Annotated in this window: 15 protein-coding genes; 2 read left to right on the top strand and 13 right to left on the bottom strand. The window is 50.5% G+C overall.

Features of this window, described 5'->3' with window-relative positions; all coding sequences use genetic code 11:
* Positions 1-25 precede the first annotated feature (25 nt).
* Positions 26-2,473 (bottom strand): glycoside hydrolase family 38 N-terminal domain-containing protein, encoded by a 2,448-nt coding sequence (locus H7C18_RS27970; RefSeq protein WP_185132418.1) that lies wholly within the window; start codon positions 2,471-2,473, stop codon positions 26-28.
* Between the two features lie 230 nt (positions 2,474-2,703).
* A complete protein-coding gene (locus H7C18_RS27965; RefSeq protein ID WP_185132417.1) occupies positions 2,704-3,096 on the bottom strand; it encodes a MerR family transcriptional regulator in 393 nt (130 codons plus the stop codon).
* Between the two features lie 103 nt (positions 3,097-3,199).
* Here H7C18_RS27965 and H7C18_RS27960 point away from each other — a divergent pair, with 103 nt between their 5' ends.
* Positions 3,200-4,174, top strand: a complete 975-nt coding sequence (locus H7C18_RS27960) for an NADP-dependent oxidoreductase (protein WP_202887542.1) — start codon at positions 3,200-3,202, stop codon at positions 4,172-4,174.
* Between the two features lie 754 nt (positions 4,175-4,928).
* Here H7C18_RS27960 and H7C18_RS27955 read toward each other — a convergent pair.
* The 6 genes from H7C18_RS27955 to H7C18_RS27930 form a co-directional block, all read right to left on the bottom strand.
* Positions 4,929-5,960 (bottom strand): Gfo/Idh/MocA family protein, encoded by a 1,032-nt coding sequence (locus H7C18_RS27955; protein WP_185132416.1) that lies wholly within the window; start codon positions 5,958-5,960, stop codon positions 4,929-4,931.
* 21 nt (positions 5,961-5,981) lie between these two features.
* Positions 5,982-6,845, bottom strand: a complete 864-nt coding sequence (locus tag H7C18_RS27950; RefSeq protein ID WP_185132473.1) for a sugar phosphate isomerase/epimerase family protein — start codon at positions 6,843-6,845, stop codon at positions 5,982-5,984.
* A 56-nt stretch (positions 6,846-6,901) separates the two neighbouring features.
* Positions 6,902-9,298, bottom strand: coding sequence for a right-handed parallel beta-helix repeat-containing protein (locus H7C18_RS27945; RefSeq protein ID WP_238358016.1), 2,397 nt, complete (start codon positions 9,296-9,298; stop codon positions 6,902-6,904).
* Between the two features lie 237 nt (positions 9,299-9,535).
* On the bottom strand, positions 9,536-10,444 hold the full coding sequence (locus tag H7C18_RS27940; RefSeq protein WP_185132414.1) for a carbohydrate ABC transporter permease: 909 nt from the start codon (positions 10,442-10,444) through the stop codon (positions 9,536-9,538).
* 18 nt (positions 10,445-10,462) lie between these two features.
* Entirely contained in the window at positions 10,463-11,380 is a 918-nt protein-coding gene (locus H7C18_RS27935) for an ABC transporter permease (protein WP_238358015.1), read from the bottom strand.
* 115 nt (positions 11,381-11,495) lie between these two features.
* The gene (locus tag H7C18_RS27930; protein WP_185132413.1) at positions 11,496-13,178 is read right to left on the bottom strand and encodes a type 2 periplasmic-binding domain-containing protein; all 1,683 of its coding nucleotides are present in this window, start codon (positions 13,176-13,178) and stop codon (positions 11,496-11,498) included.
* 407 nt (positions 13,179-13,585) lie between these two features.
* Here H7C18_RS27930 and H7C18_RS27925 point away from each other — a divergent pair, with 407 nt between their 5' ends.
* Complete coding sequence (locus tag H7C18_RS27925) at positions 13,586-14,413, top strand: AraC family transcriptional regulator (protein ID WP_185132412.1); 828 nt, start codon at positions 13,586-13,588, stop codon at positions 14,411-14,413.
* Positions 14,414-14,479: 66 nt separating this feature from the next.
* Here the strand turns inward: H7C18_RS27925 and H7C18_RS27920 are convergent, their stop codons facing one another.
* The 5 genes from H7C18_RS27920 to H7C18_RS27900 all read right to left on the bottom strand — a co-directional run bounded on the left by H7C18_RS27920 (position 14,480) and on the right by H7C18_RS27900 (position 21,363).
* Positions 14,480-16,060 (bottom strand): response regulator, encoded by a 1,581-nt coding sequence (locus H7C18_RS27920; protein ID WP_185132411.1) that lies wholly within the window; start codon positions 16,058-16,060, stop codon positions 14,480-14,482.
* Positions 16,053-17,717, bottom strand: coding sequence for a sensor histidine kinase (locus H7C18_RS27915; RefSeq protein ID WP_185132410.1), 1,665 nt, complete (start codon positions 17,715-17,717; stop codon positions 16,053-16,055). Before H7C18_RS27915 ends, H7C18_RS27920 begins: the two co-directional genes overlap by 8 nt.
* A gap of 109 nt (positions 17,718-17,826) precedes the next feature.
* A complete protein-coding gene (locus H7C18_RS27910; protein WP_185132409.1) occupies positions 17,827-18,696 on the bottom strand; it encodes an ABC transporter permease subunit in 870 nt (289 codons plus the stop codon).
* 18 nt (positions 18,697-18,714) lie between these two features.
* On the bottom strand, positions 18,715-19,626 hold the full coding sequence (locus H7C18_RS27905; RefSeq protein WP_185132408.1) for an ABC transporter permease: 912 nt from the start codon (positions 19,624-19,626) through the stop codon (positions 18,715-18,717).
* 87 nt (positions 19,627-19,713) lie between these two features.
* Complete coding sequence (locus H7C18_RS27900) at positions 19,714-21,363, bottom strand: extracellular solute-binding protein (RefSeq protein WP_185132407.1); 1,650 nt, start codon at positions 21,361-21,363, stop codon at positions 19,714-19,716.
* Positions 21,364-21,497 lie beyond the last annotated feature (134 nt).

Here is a 21,497-nt window from a genome sequence, read left to right as displayed (position 1 = left end):
GATTTTTTGGATTTATATCAAAATATTAGGATGACGTTCTAAAGGACGGAATCTCTGCATTCAAAGCCTCGCACTGCCGGAAAGCCTTCTCGGGACGATCCCATTCGGGTCCCCACTGCAGCCGGTAATGGAACTCGTAGAAACCGCCCAGCGTCGCCTTGAAGTTCGTCTCCCAATAGTTGGACAGCAGCCAGGCGTAAAGCGGGTGGCCGGTTTCGCCGTCCTGCTGCCCTTGAAGAAGCCTTCGGCCGTGCTCGAGCGGACCCGTCTGAATCAGCGGCGTATCGGGAGCCGCGACGAGAAGCCCTCTTCGGTCGGACAGAAAGGCCATTCCCTCCTGGACGCAATAGTAGTCCGTACAGGTGCCCGGAAGCTGATCGACGCCCGGTCGCACGTTGGCGCCCGTTTTGTGCAGCCACAGCTGATCCTCCGCTTCGCCGGACCGGAACGGCAGCGAGAGATACATGTTCTCCGGGTCCCACACGCTGTCTTTGTGCATGCGGACGGACACGTCGACTCTGGCGATGTCTTGGTAAACCTTGAGATAAAGCGAATAGTGGCTCGTTCCTTCCAGTTCGTACCGCAGTTCTACGACGCCGTACAGCTCTCCCTGGACGACGGATTGCACGCCCGCCAGCCTGCCGGCGTAACGGCGAACGTCCGGCCCTTTGCGGTTGCGGCCCATCCGGCGGCGAACGTCTGCCATCATCGCTTCCGACGGAGCTTGGGTCACCTCGTAAACGGGCGTGAATGCCCCGTGGATGCTGCCCGAGCGGACCAGATTCTCTCCCGTCGCTTTGTCGATCCAGGATACGATGCCGTCGCTGGAAGTCCACCGGATGCAGACGTGCGCGGATTCGATGTGGTTTTCCGATAGGACGATTCCGTTCTGCGGCTTGCTCTCGTACAAATCCATCAGATCGCTGACGCGGTCGTTGCCCCGGAGCCGGGTGCTGCTCGTCGTCGCGGCAGGCTTCGAACCGTTCGGACGGATTCGAAAAACGCGTTCTTCCTGCGGTGCGAGCCGGATGACGATTGAAATTTGGTTCCCCCGGCTGACGACCTCCATTTGATGAGGAATCACCGGCTCTCCGTCCGCTTCCTCGTACACTTCGAAGCCGTTCGGGAACATGGACGGCTCCCAGCTTTCGAGGTAAAGACAGGCGACGCCGCGAAAAACGTGATCGTAAGGGTTGATCACTTTGTACCGGAACGGCAAACCCGCCGCCAGCAGCGCTTCGCCCCGCTCGTGCAGCACTTCGTCCAGCATCGTATAGACGCTGCGGCTCGCTTCCGCGGCATACGCTTCCTTGCGCACGGCCAGCGCATGAACCATCGGATGCCAAGGTTCATATACGGAGGAATGGTAGCCCCACGTATGCTCGGCGTACATCATCAACTGATGCTCGGCTTGCGCGACCCGCTTCTCGTCAAGGGACACGCGGCCGTTTGCGAGCCGTTTCACTTGACGCAGCGTGCGTTGAGCGTCGCGGAACACTTGCGTATGCACGGCCGTCGAGACGACGCCGTCCGTCCACCAATCCGGCCAATCGCCGCGGTAAGTCGGAATCGGCGCCGTTTGCTTGCGCACATGCTCGAAAAAGCGGCTCAGCGTCGTCATTTCGATCTCGACTTGCTCGCCGTGCTTCTCGTTCCATTGCCGGATGAACGCCATGACGTCGCCGTTCGGCGCGGCATTGTCGCGAAGCAGGCCCATCACGTTGACGAGCGCGAAGGAGTATGGGTATTCCTCAGACTCCAGCTGTGCCAAATATCGGCGAATGCGCGTCTCCGCGAGCTTCCAATGATCCGTCGCCGTGCCGTAAGTATCGAGTTCGTCGCGGATCGTATACGACAGAACGGCGCCCGGTGATAGGCCCAAGTCGTTGCCGAGCATGTAATGCTCCCCGTTCCAGACCAGCAGGCGGTCGCCTTTCGGCGTCTCCCAATAGAACGGCGTCTGCTTGCGGCCGATGGCGAACATTCCGTGATGCGTGTGCACGCAGGACAGCAAGTTCTCGATGCCCGCGTCATAGAGCGCTTGCGAGTAGCCCCAGCTGTACCCGTTAATGTCGGCCGTCATCGCCGAGTTAACCGATAGGCCGATCGAACGGGCATACTCGCCCGCGGCTTTTGCTTTCTTGCCGACGATATCGTAATCGATCAGTTCCGTCATGTTCAGATACGTTCCGGACAACTCGATATCCCCTTGCCTCAGAGCGCTTGCGAACCGTTCGAGCTCGTCCGGCGACGCTTTCTCCAGAAATCGTTCCACCGCCCAGAACGTCTCGCACGTCCATTTGAAGCCTTGCCATTCCGGACGGCTCCCCGTACGGGCATCCTCCACGATGCGAATGGCCTGCCTCACATAGTCGGCGTGATATTGCTCGATTTTCTCCTGCCGTTCGGTATAGCCGATATCCGAATGAGAGTGATGAATGACGTAAATTTTCCATTTGCGATTCAATTGCACGTTTTCACTTCCTGTTCCGCGGGATCGTTAAGATGTGCAGCAGCAAATCATGATCCTATTATCCCTTCATCGTCCCGGCGGTTCTATCCCAGATTTTTTGGATTCATATTAAAAAATTTCGACATCAATACTGTATCCGCAACTCTCGAAAGATACATATCCATATGAAAAAGCCGACTTCCTCGTAAAGTCGGCTCGGCATGAATTCGTATGATCTCTCGATTTTGTCATCAAAAGCTGTTGCCGTCCTCAAGCTCGTTCATTAAGGAAATTTTGGCTTTCAACATTTCGTTAAGTGTTTTGTGAATCTGCGCAAATTCGATCTGTTTCTGCTCGATCTCGCGTATCTTTTCCCGAAAGAGTTCAATGAGTTCAAATCCTTTTGAAATTGTAAGCTTATTCACAGCGTATTCTTGAAAAAGTTCCGTCATTTCGCCTAGAGAAAAACCAACGCTCTGCAGCCTCTTTATGATCATCAAATGTTCGATTGTCTCCTCTGCATAGTCACGATAGTTATTTTTCCCTCTGCGAACATGACGACTGTCTATCAAACCTTCCTTCTCATAATATCGAATGGTAGGGGCCGTTAAGCCTGTTTTTATTGCTAACTCATGGATTTTCATGTCAATCTCCTCTCAAACAAAACGATTTGCCTTCAAGTTAACTTCATAGTTTATGATTGCATTGTATCACGAGTTGCCTAAACAAAAAGGAGGAAATATTCAAATGAAGAATTTAGATACTTCAACACTTGCAACCATGCGTACGGTCCGCTTCCACCAATACGGCGAACCGGCGGATGTCTTGCGCATGGAACAGGCCGCCATCCCTAGCCCAGGTCCCGGACGTATTCGAGTGCAGGTACACGCTTGCGGGCTGAACCCGGCCGACTGGGCACTATGCAGAGGCCTGTTTCCCGGTGATCTGCCTCGCGGCATTGGTCTGGACGTGTCCGGGGTAGTGGACGCGGTCGGCGAGGGCATCACCGATGTCGTGATCGGCGACGCCGTCCTCGGCACCGCCGATTACGCCGGTGCCCCGAGCGCCGGCGCGGCTGACCGAGCAATCATGGACCATTGGGCCCGTATCCCAAAAGGACTGGACTTCGTGCGGGCCGCGGCGCTGCCGTTGGCAGTCGCAACATCCTATCACCACATTGAAGCGCTCGGAGTGAGGTCGGGTCATACCCTGCTGGTGCACGGAGCCGGAACAGTGATTGGCTTTACTGCCGTTCAAATGGGTCTGATGCGCGGTGCCCGAGTGATCGCTACCGCTGGCGACACATACGCCGATCGGCTCCGAGCGATGGGAGCGAAGGTGACCTCGTACGGCGACGGAATGGTCGAACGCATAGCCGAGTTGGCTGGACACCCGGTGGATCTGGTTCTGGATACGGCACCGCCGAGCGGAGCACTGCCTGCTCTTATCCGGATCGCCGAAGGTGATCCTCGCCGCGTCCTAACACTTAGCGACTTCGCCGCAGCCGCCGAACTCGGCGTACGCACCACCTTCACTGAGTTCTCCGCGGATCAGACTCAGAATTACGACGTTCTCGGCGAGTTCGCCCAGTACACCGCGGACGACAAGTTCATTGTCCCGGTTGCCCGGACTTTCGCGCTCGACGAATGGCGTACGGCACTCGACATCAGCCAGAGCGGGCGCGCTCGCGGCAAGCTGGTCCTGCTGCCTGCCGGCAACTAATGTAGAGATGAACTTATAGCAGAGCCGGCGTCTTAGAGGTACTTTCCCTTGCAGGTCTCGATAAATGAAATTCGAGACCTGCTATTTTTGCGGGAGTCTAGTTCAGATCAGCCACTAATCCTTGCCTTTCGACGCATGGATTCGAATAGAACCCGCCATAAACTGGAATGCTAACATGTTTATTTTTCAATTAGGCACAACGATAAAATACGGCTTCGGCGGCTCGGTCGGCCGAGATGCGTGGATCGGCGAACTCATTTCCTGCGGCTTAGGCGTATTTATCATTCTGGTCTTAACTCTTGTTCAATGGTTTCCCGCACAATTTGGACGATGAAAACACTCCTTCTGAGATTGGCCGATTCATCTAAGCCAAGTTGAACTCACATCTGAGATGTTATGGTGTTGCTGTTTTAAGAAGCTTATAAATGAATATAGCTGCTTCTGCTCTCGTCGCCTTGTCCATCGGTGCAAATTTTGCTCGGAATATCATACAGACCACTTAAAAGCCAATCTGAAAGCGTATTCATTTTTGCTGCGATTTTTATTATAGCTAAGCGCTTTCATGCTAGCCATGCAGTTGTTTGTGTGTTTTCTTGTACATTTTTTCCGTAAACTCTTTTTCGGCAATGCTCCTTAAATCCGAACACGCCGTTACGAAAGCACCCCCTAGAATAGATTGAAATAACCAAAGGTTCTCCAATACCAATCTAAAGGGTGCTTCAACTGTCTTTTGTTCTGTGTTCGAAAATTCGTTTTACCTATAATCTCTAAGGTCAACCTTTCTTCCCGTTCGGGCGCTCTCTACAGCGCCAAGGACCATCGCGATACTGTTGATATTGTCTCGGCAGTCTGTTTCGGCCGGCCGTCCTTCCTTCAGGGCGGCGAACATTTCATCGAGGCAGCCGGCATGTCCCAGGTTTCCTTCCCATTTATAATCGCTTTCAACGCGAACATAATCGAGAATGAATTTATTCTCTTGTTCGTCCGAAGCGACGATCTCGGCATAAGGAGCCGTATATCCATCCCATAGCGCCGTCCCCCGTTCGCCCGTAACCCGCCAAGAAGCCTCCCAGGAGGTAGGCGCTCCCTCCGCGCACCAGGAACCACGGTAGCAGAATACGGAACCATCCGACATTTCGAATATACATATTGCGGAAGCATTTCCCTTGTACCATGATCCGGGCGGATTAAATTCATGGCAGTATACGGAAACAGGATCGGTACCGGTAATAAAGCGGGCCTGGTCAAACGTATGGATCGCCATATCAAGCACCAGAGGGCTGTCCATCACAGCGCGAAATCCATCGAAATGAGCGCCGATAAAGAAATCTGCACCGATATAGCCCGGTCGGCCGATGGTGCCCGACTGTACAAGATTGCGAAAAGCGCGAATGTTCGGATCGTATCTGCGGTTCTGCATCACGGAAAATGACTTTTTGCTTTGTTCGGCCTGGCTAATCATCTCTTGAGCTTCCGCCATCGTTGCCGCCAGCGGTTTCTCGCTGAAGACGCTGCATCCGAGCTTCAAAGCAGTTGTACATACGCTGAAATGACTCGCAGGTATTGTTAAATCGAATACGACATCGGCGCCCGTTTGGGCAATGGCAGTAGCTACGTCCGTAAATGTAGGGCATGTAAGTCCATATCGTTCAGCCAGAGAATCTGCAGCCTCTTTTCTGATATCTGCCAACGCAACGATTTCCATGTCTGTTCGCGAGAGAGCGTTTTTCATCCACTCGTTTGCAATTGTGCCGCAGCCTGCGGATACCACCTTGAATTTTTCCATTTGAATACCTTCCTCTATTGGTTAATTTGTCGGATTGGGAATCCAGGAGCCTCCGCGACACTGCTTCAAATAATTCAATGCATGAACCTGGCCCGTTATCTCCAACTCACCCCGGTATACAGGATCGTGCCAGCCTTCGATATCGATTGTGCCCGTATAGCCGGCTTGTCTCAATATCGTGATGATATCTGTCCAATTGCTGTCGCCGAACCCGGGAGTACGATGCCAGACAAAGGGTCGGGGACCATGGACTCCGTACTCTTTGACAATGTCCCATGCAATCGTGGCATCTTTCCCATGAACATGAAATACTTTATCCACCCATTTTCGAAGCTGCGAAATCGGATCGATCAGGCTGACCATCTGATGAGCCGGTTCCCACTCCAGACCGATATTATCCATCGGAACTGCATCGAACATCATCTCCCAGGCAGATGGATTGTGCGCGATATTCCAGTCTCCTCGCTTCCAATCCCCGTCCATGTCGCAATTTTCAAAGGCAAGCCGAACGCCTTTATCCATTGCTCTTCTCGAAAGCTCTCCGAATACTTCTTTAAAACGCGGAATCGATTCGTCGATAGGCCGGTCCGTCAATCGTCCTGTGAAGCCGGTAACGAGATCGACGCCAAAAAGATGCGCATGATCGATCAGACGTTCCCAACTGGCAATCGTGTCGGCGTTGCTGCCTTCGTTCGTAAGCGCGTTCCCGAATATCGTCAGACAAGAAATACAGGCATTATGTCCGGCCAAGTGCTCCTGCAGCCGCTTCGCCATTTCTTCAAACTTAAAATTCCCCGTAGTCTGCCAGAAAGCGAGTTCAAAACATTCAAATCCATGCGGCAAAATTTGCGGAATTACGTTTAACGCATCTTTTCCCCACACCATGGTTCCAATACGCAGATTTTGCAAAGCGAAGCCTCCTTGAAAATAGAAGTATGGGCTTAAACTCGTTCTCTTACCGTCAACGCAATCTCATTCTGGCCGCGAAAAACTTGTACGACAAAACTCTCTTCAGAGGCGGCTTCATATAGTCTCAATAAATCATCCACCGTATCCACCTTTTCCCCATTCAATCCCAAGATTACGTCCGCCACCTGGAATCCTTCCTCCATCTGCCAGCTGCCCCAAGGGAGGGACTCAATCATCACTCCAGTTTCGCTCGGAAGGCCGGCTGCAGACACTTCCCCCATCCCGACGATGTTCTTTACTTTGCATCTCCCCCAGACGGCGCTTTGCGGAAGACGGCCGGACTCGCTGATCTTAACGCCAATTTCCGGCAATTTGGGAGCTTTCGCGATCTTCTTCAGCTTGGGCTTGCGCACGCCGAACCGATCCATCGGGAAATTACGGAATCCCAATCCAAGCGCGGGGGAGCCGTCGCCAACCTGATAGTTTCCGGAATCCGTATCGATAAATAAGGCATCTCCAAGGAGCGAATGGGAATCCGCCCCGCTCTGCTCTTGAATCGTCGTTGCCGGCCTCGGCTCTGCCATGCCGGCTTGATGAATGAAGTTCCAGTCACATTCTTTTCCCCAAGGCCTGGGTACGCGGATAGGCGCATACTCGCTAAAGACGATATTATGGCGAAAAATATCCCTGCTTCCCCGAAACCAGACATGCGGATGAAACGTGTTGTTCACCATAATATTGTTTTCACATATACGATAAAAACCTTCTCTTAACTTGACACCACCTCCAAGACATAAGTTGTTGTAAATGCGGTACCATGTGGAACCATCGTCAAGATCAATGTCCCATCCATAATCACAACGCCATCTGTTATTGCGAATCGTAATGGGCCTTACCATATCTAAGATTGGCAATACACTATCGGCCGTTTCGTTGTCCGGATTCATATTATCCATATCTACGTCTTCCAGCAGCCAATATCGGTCTCTCCCCCATGAGTTGAACGAACCGTGATCTCCGGTTTCAAGCACGGTATCGAACACGTCGCAGTATTCGATCAGATGTCCTCCGAAGGTCCCTTCGGAAATATTGATTCCGGCCCTTGGCACTTCATAAATACTGCAATGCCGAACCGTGATATCCAAGGACATGGAAATCTGAATGGGGGCGGATTGCTTCTCTACTCGTCCGACTCTATAGATCAGGCAGTCCTCAACCAGACACTGGGCAGGATATTGATTAGTTTTGGGCCCGCGAGCTTGATCCATTCCTTGAAGTTTTTGGCGTTCATTATATTCGAATAACGGACTGCGAACCGCGTTCGGATTCCCGACAAAAGCGATTCCGTTTGCTCCCACATCTCCAATATGACACCCTTTGATCGCCACATTGCGGTTATAGCTATCGACGAATACTGCATTCCCCCCTAAATGAACAAAAGAACAATCTTCAATCGAACAGTTCTCCGAGCCTCGCAATACAACTGCCCCTCCGCGATAAGCAGTCCAATCGCTGCGCAGGAGAGGCTCCCGGTTATCCATGAATGTTCTGGCAGTATGTTTGAAAGTAAACCCTTTAAGTTCAATGTGACGAACCGGCGAACCCTCGCTTCCGCAAAATTCAAACAAATGAGCCAAGCTCACGCTTTCGATTAGAGCCTCTTGAAGTGCGGTATCCGGATCCGGATATACATAGAGCTTTCCAGTCTTCTCGTCATAAAACCATTCGCCTGGCGCATCCAACTCCTCAAATATGTTTTCAACATACCGATAATCGTCATGCATGCCCATCAATCGGTTGTTCTGCCAACCTCCCTCAAGAATAAACTGATCGTTCTTGTCTTTCCCTTTGATCCGGTAACGAAAATCTCCCCATAAGTGCTTATGCATGGCATGCACATAACCGCCCTCCGGATTTGCCCAACGCGCGATACGTTCCGGAGAAAGGCAATCCCTGGCATAACCGTTCATGATTCGGGTAAGTTCATTAAAATTCGGGTACCGAGCCATATGCATCTGTCGATTATTAATAAATAATTGATCCATTTTCAAGCCAGGGGGGAGCGAGTCTGTTTGCATGATTTCTCCATGATCCAAACTCCATTGAAGATCAAGCTTCTCTCCGCCGCTTATTGTAACCTTTTCTTCAGAAAGCGCTTCATAAATGACCGGAGCATCGGCAGTCCCGGAATCTTCCGGCAAAAAACGCATGGTTTCCGAAAGATAATAGATACCCCCATGCACCTGCACGCGGACCGGCTTTCCTTGTCTCGCCGCAGCGCGCGCTTCGATTTGGGCCCGATGCAAGGTTGCAAAAGGATGCAGCTCGGTCCCATCGGAAACATCATCTCCGTGGGGAGAGACAAATATTTCAACAGTGGATTGTTTCATTTTTGCTCCTTTTCCGATCGAATCGGTCGTGGAATCCATTCCTTTCATCGACCCGCGTTCAATCATGAATGTTTTACGTAAAAATTATATTATCAATAAGCATAGAAAATCTAACAGGAAATTCCCTATATTTATCACGATATTATTATGGGGATCTGTTTGGGATGAACAGGAACAGGGAAAGCCGTCGTTCGGCTATCCCTGTTCCATCGATCACACTTTCAGATATCGTCCGACGCAAGACTGCAAGATTTCTTGCCCGCATATCTAAGTTGCTTATTCTTTTACGGAGCCCACAAATACGCCTTTGACAAAATACTTTTGGACAAACGGATAGATCAGAAGAATCGGAATTGTCGTGATGATGATTAAAGAATACTTGAGCAGAGTCTCCATATTTTGCATGACAACAAGTTTTTGAGTATCCAGCGAAGCTGACATGCTCGTATAATCGATTTTATTTTCTACCAGTATTTGACGGAGCACAAGCTGCAAGGGATATAGCGAAGGCGAGTTCAAAAAAATCAAGGCATTAAAATAGGAGTTCCATTGACCGACTGCCCCCCACAAGACCAGAACGGCCAGAATAGGTTTGGAAAGCGGAATGACCATACGCGTTAAAAATCGGAAATCCCCGCATCCGTCCAGTTGTGCTGCCTCATACAGTTCCTTCGGCAAGGAATTTTGGAAAAACGTCTTTGCGATAATGACTGCAAAGACGTTAAGGGCGGTCGGAACGATGATGGCCCATGGCGTATTTACCATCCCAAGATCCTTAACCACGAGATAGAACGGGATGAGGCCTCCGTTAAACAGCATCGCGATGAGAATGCCCCAGATCCATACGCTGCGGCCGAACATCTCTTTTCTGGACAAGGGGTATGCCATCATAACCGTCAGACTTACGCTGAGCACGGTTCCGCAGACCGTATAGATAATAGAATTTATAAATCCGGTCCAAACCGCGTTATATTTAAAGACGCCAATATATCCGTCCAACGTGGGATCGACCGGCCAAAGCCAAACCCTTCCATCCTGCACGGCCGCCGCGGAACTGAAGGATGAGCTTACTATAAAAAGAATCGGATATAAGACGAGGATGAGGATAACGCTTAAAAAGATGTAAACGCAGCATAAGAATATTCGGTCTTGCCCGGACTCCCGAATGGCAGATAGGCGTTGCAACGGACTTCCTCTCCTCTCTTAAAACAAGCTGCTGTCCGAAACTTTGCGAGCGGTATAATTGACAATCGAGATCAAGATCAATCCAACGACCGAGTTAAACAGGCCAATCGCCGAGGCAAAGCTGAAATCTGCATTGATCAGCCCCGTTTTGTACACATACGTAGAGATGATTTCGGATTTGCTTAGATTTAGATTGTTTTGCAAGAGAAATACTTTCTCGAATCCCACGCTCAGCAGGCCTCCGATACTTAAGATCAATAAAATGATCATCGTCGGACTGATGCTCGGGAGATCTACATACCGAATCTTCTGCACTCGTGTTGCGCCGTCAATTTTCGCAGCTTCGTAGAGATCCGTATTCACACCCGCAAGCGCCGCAAGATAGATGACGGCCCCATATCCGGTTTCTTGCCATATTCCGGACCACACGTAGATGGAAGAGAATCCGTTTGCGCTTGCCAACAAATTGGGAGGATTGGATACGCCGAACTGATGGAAAATGAGCGCAAGCGGACCGTTTGTCGGAGAAAGGATGATCTGGATCATGCCGACCAGAATGACTGTCGAAATGAAATAGGGCGCATAGGTAAACATCTGAACCAATTTCTTAAATCGAACGCTCCGCACTTCGTTCAAGGCGATGGCCAGAATGACCGAACATGGGATCGATACAACAATATAATACACGCTCAAGGTCAACGTATTCTTCACTAACGGCCAAAAATAGGGCGACGAAATAAACGACCTGAACTGCTGAAGTCCGATCCACGGGCTTTTCCATACGCCAAGAACAGGGCTGTAGTCACGAAAAGCGATTTGGACCCCCAGCATAGGCCAATAGCTGAAAGCGATCAGGAAGGCAGTCGGCAATGAGATAATTGCATATAACGGCCAGTGCCTAACGAAACTCCTCTTCATCGCAAAACCCATTCTCATGCCCATCATTCCTTCGTTAAAAAAAATTGCGTCACCCTCCCCAAGCCCCTTCAGAGGATGACGCCAGTCCACGGGATATGAATCAATGGCCGGAGAGGGGCGACCGGATCCGAATTTACTTCAAGGACTCCAGATACGTAACTACATTGTCGTCTTTCTGGAAAGAACTCGTATCGAATGGCTGAACCATTGCGGACTCCGTAATGCTGAGGTATTGATCGAGACCCAACTTCTTAACGCCGGAGACGTAGCTGTCCCAATCCTTGTCAAGGGATTTATGCCCGACAATAAATTCGGCCGTCCATTGTTTTACATAATTATTGATGCCGGTCTTCAACTGGGCGTAGGTTTGCGAATCTTCCGGCTTGATCCAAATGGAAGCGGGCACCACTTCCTTCGGTTGCTTGCCTGCGTAATCTCTTTCCGTATAATATTGCAGCAAGGCTTCGGAACCGGAGCCGTCTTTGGCAAAAGGAGGCTTGGCAACAATGCCGTTTCGCCATTCTTCGGATTGGTTGAACGGTCCGAGTTGATCCCATCCCCAAGTAAACGGACTCGGCGGCTGAGCAGTCAGATCGAACAATGCAGGAGTACCCACCAATCCCTTCTCGCCTTCCTTTGCTTTGGACCAATATTTCCCTTCCGGGCCAAGGTTGGCGATTGTCGTCCCTTCCGTCGTCCACATGAAATCCAGCAGCTTCATGATCGCGATCTTTTCATCCTCTTTGGCGCTGTTTGTAATCGCAAAAACCGCGCCGCTGACGCCGTTCCCTGCAAACGATGCATAATGTACTCCGTCAGGCCCCGTTAAAGGAGGAATCGTCTCCCAATCTACGATGTCGCTCATATGCTCGGCACCGACAACGCAATTCATGCAACCCCAAGGAACCACTCCAACCTCATGGTTGATCGCTTGTTTGACCAGGACATCGTTTGTCTGGGTAAACGCGGCAGTGCTAATCAGACCTTTCGAATAGAGCTCATGAATATATTCGAGCCCTTGTCTCCACTGATCCTGGATCGGCGAGAATCCGATTTTTCCATCCGTGATATTCAGATGGTCGCCTCCATCGTCGTAGGCGAAGGAATTCATGAGGTACGTTGTAGGATCGGAGTTCCAGCCGTCCGTTGAACCGGTTAAAGGCAAAATGCCGTTTTGCTTAAACACTTCGAGCATGTGCTCGAAATCCGCTGTCGTCGTAGGAAGACTGAGATTGTATTTTTCCAGCAGCGGCTTATATACCCAAACCTTGTGCGAGTAATAGCAATGCAAGCAATAATTATAGAACGGCAATCCGTAGACGTTCCCGTCCGGAGCGAATATCCCTTGCTTCAGAGCGGGCGTATTCTGAATCGCATTCCATACGTTGGGAGCGTACTTTTGAAGCAGATCGTTCAAGGGAATAATGATGCCTTGTTTGCCGTACTTCAATAAATCTGCGTTGTTGAACGTTCCCGCCCAGAAGATATCGGGATATTGACCGCTTGCAAGAAGAATGGGCTGCTTCGTGGCCACATCCGTATTAGGCACGACCGTCCAGTTAATCTTCATGTTGAACGTATCTTCCGCATACTTGGTGAACCAGTTGGTATCCAGGTTGCCATTGAAACTGGACGTGCCGGCAAATAAATTCACGGAAACGGGCTTGGAACCGGCCGATGCCGGTTGTGAACCGGATGGACTGGAACTGCCGCCCGAACTTGAAGAATTGCCCGAATCCTTTTGAGAGCAAGCGGCCAGCAAGACGAGAAGCATCGTCGCAGCCAGCAGAAGCGATATCCATTTGTTCGCTTTCAATGCAAACACCCCTTTATTCGATTGGACATGTTTAAAGCGCTTACCATTCAACTGTGCCAGGCTTGGACGGCACGGCATCTCCTCCTTTCGTAGTCTTCGAGAATCCGCTTTGCTCATCGTATAACTTTTTCATATAAAAAATTAATTTGATCTTGGCCAATTTGCCGTTAAAGAAAGCCGCCTGAAGGTTTGATTTTAGCAAACGCTTCCATTCTAGACCTTTCAAGTGTTCCTGCTCTAAGACGGGATTCATTATCCCTTGCCGATCGTCAATTTACTTCCTGTCTCAAAGGCTGCCTTCCTCTTGCTACCAACTAAATCATAATAGATGGCTCGTCATTATAAAATCTTGTATAATTCTTATTACATATAAAAAAATGAAAGTCGGTGAACCGTTGAGGCACTTCATGAAGCAGATGTTTGTCACAGCCTTGGATCGTACTCTTCCCATCTTCATTGAATTGATGGGATGGAATGAATGGCAGGAGGAGTTCAACCGGCCGGAAGGCTATCATTGTTATCACTGGCTGCATACGACTGGAGGAAAAGGATTGTTCGAATGTTCCGGCAAGACGATGACCTTGTCGCAAAATCAAGGGGTTTTGTTGCCGCCCCATGTTCCGCACCGCTATGTAACCCTTACGCATCCTTGGTCGACCTGGTATGTTACCTTCAACGGGAACTATGCTTCATTCATCGTTTCTTCGCTCGGTTTGGCAACTTCGACCGTTATTCAATGGGAACCCGATTCTCCGCTGTCTTCCTTGCATAAAAAGAGCCGGAACATGGCCATGCGAAACTTGGATTTCAACGGATTGGACGGTTCCGCGTTCGTCTATCGCTTTCTGGTCAATCTGAAACGACATGGGCAAGTCGATAATCAACGTTCGCTTTCCCAGCATAATGTACGGCTGATGCCTCTTTTCCGATTCCTGGACGAGAACTATTCCGATCCGAATCTCGGGTTGGCCCATATGGCCGCTTATGCCGGCGTCAGCTCGCAACAATTGAATTACCTGTTTCGAACGACCACGGGAATGAGCCCCTATCAATATCTCATTCACCTTCGCATTCTGAAAGCCAAAGAAATGCTGATAAACGAAGAAAAACTTACCATCAAGTCGATCGGCGCATTGGCGGGCTTTCTGGATACGAGCCATTTTGTTTCCTCCTTCAGGAAACTTGAAAACATGACTCCTGGTCAGTATCGAAATCTTCATTTTAATCGCGTATAACAAAAAGCCGCGACCTTGGTTGGATGGTTTCGGCTTTGAATTAGGATAAAGGCGGCTGCCAGGGGGTCATTCTCTGAATTCTTGCGGCGTAACGCCAAACTGTTCCTTAAATACCTTGATGAAATACGTCGGGTTTTTATATCCCGTAAGACCTGCAATTTCGTAAATTTTATATCGGCTTTCCTTCAACAGATAAACGGCCTTCTCCATTCTCAATCTCAGCAAATAGTCGGAAAGGTTTTGGCCGGTTTCTCTTTTGAACAGCTTCGATACGTGAGTGGGATGCATATACACGTGGTTGGCGATTGCTTGCAGAGAGACGTCTTCCGACAGATGCTCCTGGATGAATTGCTGGATTTGAGCCACGAGCGAGTGGCGTGATTCCGACAATTCCGTGTTCATCTCCCCTTGAAGCCTGTCCAACATGCTCTTGGCCCAGTATTCCAGTTCCCCCAAGCCCTTTATTTCCGCTTCGTTCTGCAAGCCGTAGTCCGCGAGCAGACTACCGCTCTTATGCACGAAGTAGGAGAACGCAGCCCTCATGGAGTAATGGATTTCGGACAGATGCTCCTTCGAACCGGAATATTTGGCCCGCCATTCGCGGAAAATTTCCTGCAGCTTCTCCCTTGCGGCATCCCAGTTCCCCGCTTCAAGCAAATGCGCGAACAGCGGAGGCGTATATAACGAGGCAACGACATGGGAAGCAGGCTTCGCCACATCCCCGCTAAGCCGGACGACAAGATCGTTGTCGTTACCGATTTGCGAACGGACTGTGGCTACGCATCGTTGGTACAGATCTTCGACGCAGGCGGGAAACGTTCCCGATGGCGACAAGATGACGGATATGGTCAAATGAAGCAATCGATGGACGATTCTTCTCATCTCGTCTGCGAGCCGTTCCAGGTTCCGCTCATCCTGAATCCCATTGCTCCGGTTCGCGACGAACAAGATATGGCCGTACAAATCCTCGCAGTTCCAGCTCTTATAATGGTCGTCCAGCAATTCCTCGGTAATGTTCGTCACGGCAAAGCCCATGACCATCATATCCGAAGAACGGTAACGCTGGTCGCGATCCTCGATGCGTATCAGGAGCAAGGACACGGTGTCGCCGACCCGGACCGGAATATCGAATAATTGCAGCTGCTCGGCTAATTTACGCTCCGGCCATGATCGGCCCTGGATAAGATTATTCAACAGATTGGAACGCAGCGATGGCAGATTGCGGTGTACCATCGCCTGCGAATGCACGAATTCCCTCATCTGCTCCCGTTCCGTGAGCAAAGCTTCGACCGCTTCTTTGACCGCTGCGAGCAGCTCTGCATCCTTAACGGGCTTCAGCAGATAATGAGAAGCTTTCTGCCTTAGTCCTTCTTGCGCATATTCAAATTCTGCATGACCCGTCAGCAGCATGCATACCGTATGGGGACGCTTGCCTTTGATCGTGCGAATGAGATCGATTCCGCTCATGCCGGGCATTCGAACATCGGTGATGACAATGTCCGGTGCCTCATTGTCTATAATGTCAAGCGCCTGCCTGCCGGAATAGGCGGAGAAGAGTTCGGTTACGCCCGCTTCTTCCCAAGCGACGCTGGCGATCATGCTCTCGACCAAGTGCTCTTCATCGTCCACGATCAACAGCTTAACCATGCGTCTCCTCCTCTCTCCAATGCAGCTCCACCCGAAGCCCCAATGAGGCGTTTATCGACAGTTTTAAGCCGGATTCCTCTCCATAACGGAGCTGAAGACGCCGATGTACGTTCCGCAGGCCGCAGCTTTCCGAATGTTCGCCAATCGGATCCGCTAACAGATTCTGCATCGATTGCAGCCGTTTCTCTGTCATGGTCCCTCCGTTGTCGTCCACCGCCAGCGAATTCCAGTTGTCCGCGCGACTGCCGGTTATCGTAATAACCCCTTCGCCCTCCAGCGCTTCAATTCCATGCAACAAAGCATTCTCGACAATAGGCTGAAGAATCAATCGAGGCACGTCAAGGGTCAACATGTCGCTGCTTACGTCTATTTCGAAGCGAATTCGCTTCATCCGCATTCGGTGAATGCTCAAATAATCAACCGCGTTCTTGAGCTCCTCCTCGAGCTTGACCACTTGAGACTCCACCCGGGTCGAGTAGCGATAATAATCGGATAGATGATAGGCCATTTCCAGTATCGCGTCTTTCCGGTTCAGCTTGGCCATATTGATAACGTATGACAGACTGTTGTATAAAAAATGCGGATTGATTTGCGATTGCAGCTGTTTGAGCTCGGCCTCCCTTGCATGAAGGCGCTGCTCCAGCACGTTCTCAATGAGTTGCTGGATCTGCTCGGCCATCTCGTTGAATCTGGAGATGATGAGCCGAAATTCGTTATGGGCCTCCAGCGGGATCCTATTTTTGTAATTCCCCATCTTGATGAATTGCACTCCCTTCACAAGAGCGCGCAAGGGAACCTGGACGTGCCGGTACAGTACCCAGGATACGGCAATGCCGACGATGAGCAGCAGTCCGAGAACGAGATAGGAGAAGAGACTGGTCGTATGCAACGGAGTCAGAATCTCAGATAACGGCACCATGTCAACGACGTATCCCTCGAGTTCCCGCACCTTGGAATAAGCAAGAAGATAGGAAATTCCGTTCGATTGAATCGTAAGGCTCCCCTGATCCGCCAGCTGCGTTCGTTTTAACTTGAACACAGCTTCCCCGAGAAGATCCTGAGGGCAGGAACTTGACGAAAGTGAAACTTCATCAGGCTTATAAAATAAGGCTTCGCCGCCGCCCTGCGATTTAAACTGATCCAGCGATCGGATGATATTGCGCAAATCAAAGCTGATTTCAACGATAGAATTCGCCTTGGCGATGCCGCCTGTCTTATCGTACGGTTCGAACGTTAAGTGGATCAGCTTTGCCTGCTCGTCCGCCTTCCCGTCGTGCAATACAAAATTCCAATTGTTCAGGCTCAGCTTTTGCAAACGCTTCGGGTCAAAGGAAGCGCCGGGAAGGGTCGAGACGGTTTGCCCGGTTCGAGGAGAATAAACGGTGATGTCGTGGACCCAATCCGCCGAAGCGCTTTGCAAATACAGTTTATCCTCAATGGTTTTGATTTTTTTGATTCGATCGTAGTAGCTCGAATCCAACAAAGGCAGATCCTGAAATTCAATGACGTTCGGATCGCGGATCAAGATGCGCGAGAACGTCTCGAGCTGCAGGAGGACATTGTCCATCTGAGCCGCCAAGGTCGAAAGCTGGCTGATACTCGATTGTTTGATCTGACCGGTAATCACCTTTTCATTGACTCGATTGGAATACGCCAACAGAATCAGTACGGGAAGCAATAATAAAATAAGCGAGCCGATCAGTTTGGAGAAGAGACTGCTTTCCTTCCGGTTCATCCGCTTCGACTCCAATGGTTTTTGCCTAACTTTATTCCTTGACGGCTCCCATCGTCAACCCGTGAACGAAAAAGCGTTGCAAAAACGGGTAAACCAGCAGGATCGGAAGCGCACCGATCAGGATTTGGGAGGAGCGTACCGTTCTTTCGGACAAGACCTGCAGCGTCCCGGGATCAATGTTCGTATTTCGCATATCGCCGCTCTGAATAATCGTCTGCAGAAATGTCGCAAGCGGGTATTGCCGGTAATTGGTTATATAAATCAATCCGTCAAACCACGAATTCCAGTGCCATACCATCGCGAACAACGATAAAGTGGCCAAGGAAGGAAGGGATAACGGAAGATAAATGGTCAGCAACGATCGGATATACCCCGCGCCGTCTATGTGGGCCGCTTCCTCCAACTCTTTGGGAATGGCGCGGAAAAATTGCATCATTAGAATCGTATTGTAGACGTTAACGGCGGATGGCAAGATGAGCGCCCATAGCGTATTGGTTAAGTGAAGATTCGTTACAACCAGGTAAGTCGGAATCAAACCCCCGTTAAACAGCATCGTAAAGACGAAAAACCAGGAATAAAAGCTTCGTCCGGAAAACGATCGCGATAAAACATAAGCCGCCGAAACGGTCAAAGCCATCGAGAGCAAAGTGCCCGCCAGCGTTCGCTCTACGGAGATGACCAGCGAATTCAGGAACAAAGGATTCGCCAGCGTTCGGGTGTAGGCTTCCGCATTAAACCCGATCGGCCAGAAATAAACTTGGTTGGCGCTTGCGGCCGAGCTTGAACTGAGCGATACGGCTGCAACGTGAACAAGCGGCAAAATGCAAAGAATGGAGATCAGAGCCAGCAAAGTCGTGTTCAAACCGGTAAACCATCGATAAGTGACTGTTTTTCGATACACAGGATGACCCTCCCTTACTCAAAAAATTCGATAATTGCCAAACCGGTACGCAAGCCGGTAAGCGATAACGATCAGGACGAGCCCGACAGCCGACTTGAACAGGCCGACGGCGGTCGCAAAGCTGAACGAACCGTTCATAAGACCGATCCGGTATACAAATGTATCGATAATGTCTCCTTCCCGATAAACGAGCGGATTGTACAGATTGAAGATCTGGTCGAAGCCGGCATTCAGAATGTTGCCCAGCGCCAGCGTCCCGACAACCAGAATGACCGGTACCAGAGCCGGCAAAGTGACATGGAACGTTTGCTTAAAACGGCCCGCCCCGTCCATCTCTGCCGCTTCGTACAACGACATATTGATGCCGCTCATGGCCGCAAGATAAATAATCGTGGAGAATCCGAATTCTTTCCAGATATCGCTGACCACCACCGTAATTCGAAACCAGGTCCCGTCCCCGAGGAAGAAGATGGGGTCAGCTCCCAGTGCGGATATCAAATGATTCACGATGCCCTTGTTGCCCAGAATATCCGTCAAGATGCCGCCCAAAATCACCCAGGAAAGAAAATGGGGAAGGTAAACGAGAGTCTGAACGAATCGCTTAAAAAACAAGGCGCGAACTTCATTGAGGAGCAGGGCGAAAACAATCGGAACCACGATATTGGCCGCTATCTTGAGAGAAGCGATCAACAGCGTATTCCAAATCACTTGGACGCTGTCGGGGTAAGTAAACATGTATTCGAAATGACTCAGGCCGACCCAAGGCGAATGCAGATAGCCCAGTCGGGGCTTATAGTCTTGAAAAGCCATAACGAGCCCCGCCATCGGGTAATAATTAAACAGGAGCAAACCGATTACGGACGGCAGGATGAGCATATGCAAAGGAAGTTGCCGAATCCCCCTTTTCCTGCCCTTCTTCGTCTCCATCATCCAGACATCTCCTCTATTCCATGGTTTAGAAAAAACAGTAGGCCTTACGTCGAACGCGGTCCGTAAGGCCTACCTTAGACGATCCCCTTATTTGCGGACCTCTTGATACCACTCGTTCACTTCTTTGGTGATGTCGTCCCCTCCGGACGATTTCCACTTGGCTACGAAGCTGTCGAATGAATCCACGGGTTCCTCGCCATAGATGATTTTCAGGAAGGTTTCGTCCTCCATCTTGCGGAGCAATTCGCCTTTCTGAGCCATCGTTTCCGTCGGGGGCCCGGTAAACTGATCGTAGACCGCAGCTTGGTCGATATAAGGTTGCAGGACGGCAGCCGCTTCCGCCCACTTCTTCGGTCTGCTGGAGAAGTACTTTTCGTATGGGGTTTCAGGTTTTTCTCCTCGGCCAAGCTTCGCCATAACCTCCAGCTCTTTTTTCGGTGTCTGGATATCGTTTCCATAGATCGTGTACTTCTTCACGTCAATCCATCCGCCCGGAATTTTATCCGGATCGTACACGGGCTCGCCGTTCTCCATGACATAGTCGTATCCCTCCGCCCAACCGTTGGCGAATTCGGAAGACGGATCGTAGAAGCCGGGCCCCATGATGGCATCCAGATAGTTGAAGAAGGCGTCCATGTTTTTGAAGTCTTTATTAAAGTAGAATCGAACGGAGGATTGCGGTTCGCTACCGAAACCCATGGTTCCGTCGATTCCCGCCGGAATCGGAACCGGCTCGTAATCGAATTTCATATCGCTGTTGAACGGATATTGCGGCATCCAGGTCGGACCAAAGATCATACCCGATTTCCCTTGCACGAAGCTTTCCGCCGCTTTGGCTTCATCCATCGTCCCCGCATCCTTATCGAGATAACCTTTCTTCATCCATTCGCTAAGCTTGCCGAGTCCTGCCTTGACGGTCGGCTGTATGGAACCATATTGAAGCTTCCCGTCGGCTCCCTCGGACCAGTAGGTTGGGATGGCCGAATGACCGAACAGGAAATCGCTTGTCGCCATGAAGGTATCTTTCACGGCCGATACGCCTTTTTTTAGCGATAAAGACAATCCGATGGTGTCCTTGACTCCGTTGCCGTCGGGGTCCCGATTGACGAACGCATCCATGACTTTCTCCATGTCCTCGATCGTCTTCGGCGGCTGCAGTCCCAATTTATCCAGCCAATCCTTGCGAATCCAAAGAACGCTGAAGGAACTGTTGGCATTGAAGGTGGGAAGGCCGTAATGTTTGCCGTCGTACGTTACCGTGTTCCAGATTTCAGGATATTTGGCGTATAAATCCTTGATCCGAGGAGAAGCGTATTTGTCGAAGGCTTCGGTAATATCCATGACTTTGCCGGAATCGACCATCTGATTCTCCATGGTCGGATCGTTCAGCGTAAAGACGTCCGGCAGCTTTTCGTTAGAATTGAGCAAAAGACGAAGCCTGGTATTGTAAGCATCCGCGGTTCCTACGGTCCAGTCCACCTTGAAGTTGATGCCGAACTTCTCCTTGGCCCATCGGGTGTGAACATTGTCTTCGATGGTCTCGCCGTTTTTGAATTTGTTATCGGAGCCGACGACCCTTCCCAACGAGATCGTGACCTCTTTGGGGCTTCCCGCGTTCTCCTTGTCCGATTGCGCATCCTGTCCGGAGTTCGAAGCCGAGCTGCAGCCGGCAACGGACAACAGCGCGACGCCGGTCGCAAGCGCAACCCACGCCCGCTTCTTCAACCTTTTTTTCATTCCAAGACCTCCCTTTGACGAATCTGCATTCAGTATATCTTCCACCGCCGGAACTCATATATATCAAAAAAAAGAGAATTATATAAATATATTGGCTGATAAAAAACAAACTCATTTTTTTATATCATTCTCGT

The organism is Cohnella zeiphila (genome assembly GCF_014212055.1).
Lineage (GTDB): Bacteria > Bacillota > Bacilli > Paenibacillales > Paenibacillaceae > Cohnella > Cohnella zeiphila.
This window is presented reverse-complemented; position numbering and strand designations above follow the sequence as displayed.

Excerpts from the sequence above, each read along its gene's own strand:
- H7C18_RS27965 (WP_185132417.1), bottom strand. The coding sequence starts at position 3,096 with ATGAAAATCCATGAGTTAGCAATAAAAACAGGCTTAACGGCCCCTACC.
- H7C18_RS27960 (WP_202887542.1), top strand. The coding sequence starts at position 3,200 with ATGAAGAATTTAGATACTTCAACACTTGCAACCATGCGTACGGTCCGC.
- H7C18_RS27955 (WP_185132416.1), bottom strand. The coding sequence starts at position 5,960 with ATGGAAAAATTCAAGGTGGTATCCGCAGGCTGCGGCACAATTGCAAAC.
- H7C18_RS27950 (WP_185132473.1), bottom strand. The coding sequence starts at position 6,845 with ATGGTGTGGGGAAAAGATGCGTTAAACGTAATTCCGCAAATTTTGCCG.
- H7C18_RS27945 (WP_238358016.1), bottom strand. The coding sequence starts at position 9,298 with ATGGATTCCACGACCGATTCGATCGGAAAAGGAGCAAAAATGAAACAA.
- H7C18_RS27935 (WP_238358015.1), bottom strand. The coding sequence starts at position 11,380 with ATGAGAATGGGTTTTGCGATGAAGAGGAGTTTCGTTAGGCACTGGCCG.
- H7C18_RS27925 (WP_185132412.1), top strand. The coding sequence starts at position 13,586 with ATGAAGCAGATGTTTGTCACAGCCTTGGATCGTACTCTTCCCATCTTC.
- H7C18_RS27920 (WP_185132411.1), bottom strand. The coding sequence starts at position 16,060 with ATGGTTAAGCTGTTGATCGTGGACGATGAAGAGCACTTGGTCGAGAGC.
- H7C18_RS27905 (WP_185132408.1), bottom strand. The coding sequence starts at position 19,626 with ATGATGGAGACGAAGAAGGGCAGGAAAAGGGGGATTCGGCAACTTCCT.
- H7C18_RS27900 (WP_185132407.1), bottom strand. The coding sequence starts at position 21,363 with ATGAAAAAAAGGTTGAAGAAGCGGGCGTGGGTTGCGCTTGCGACCGGC.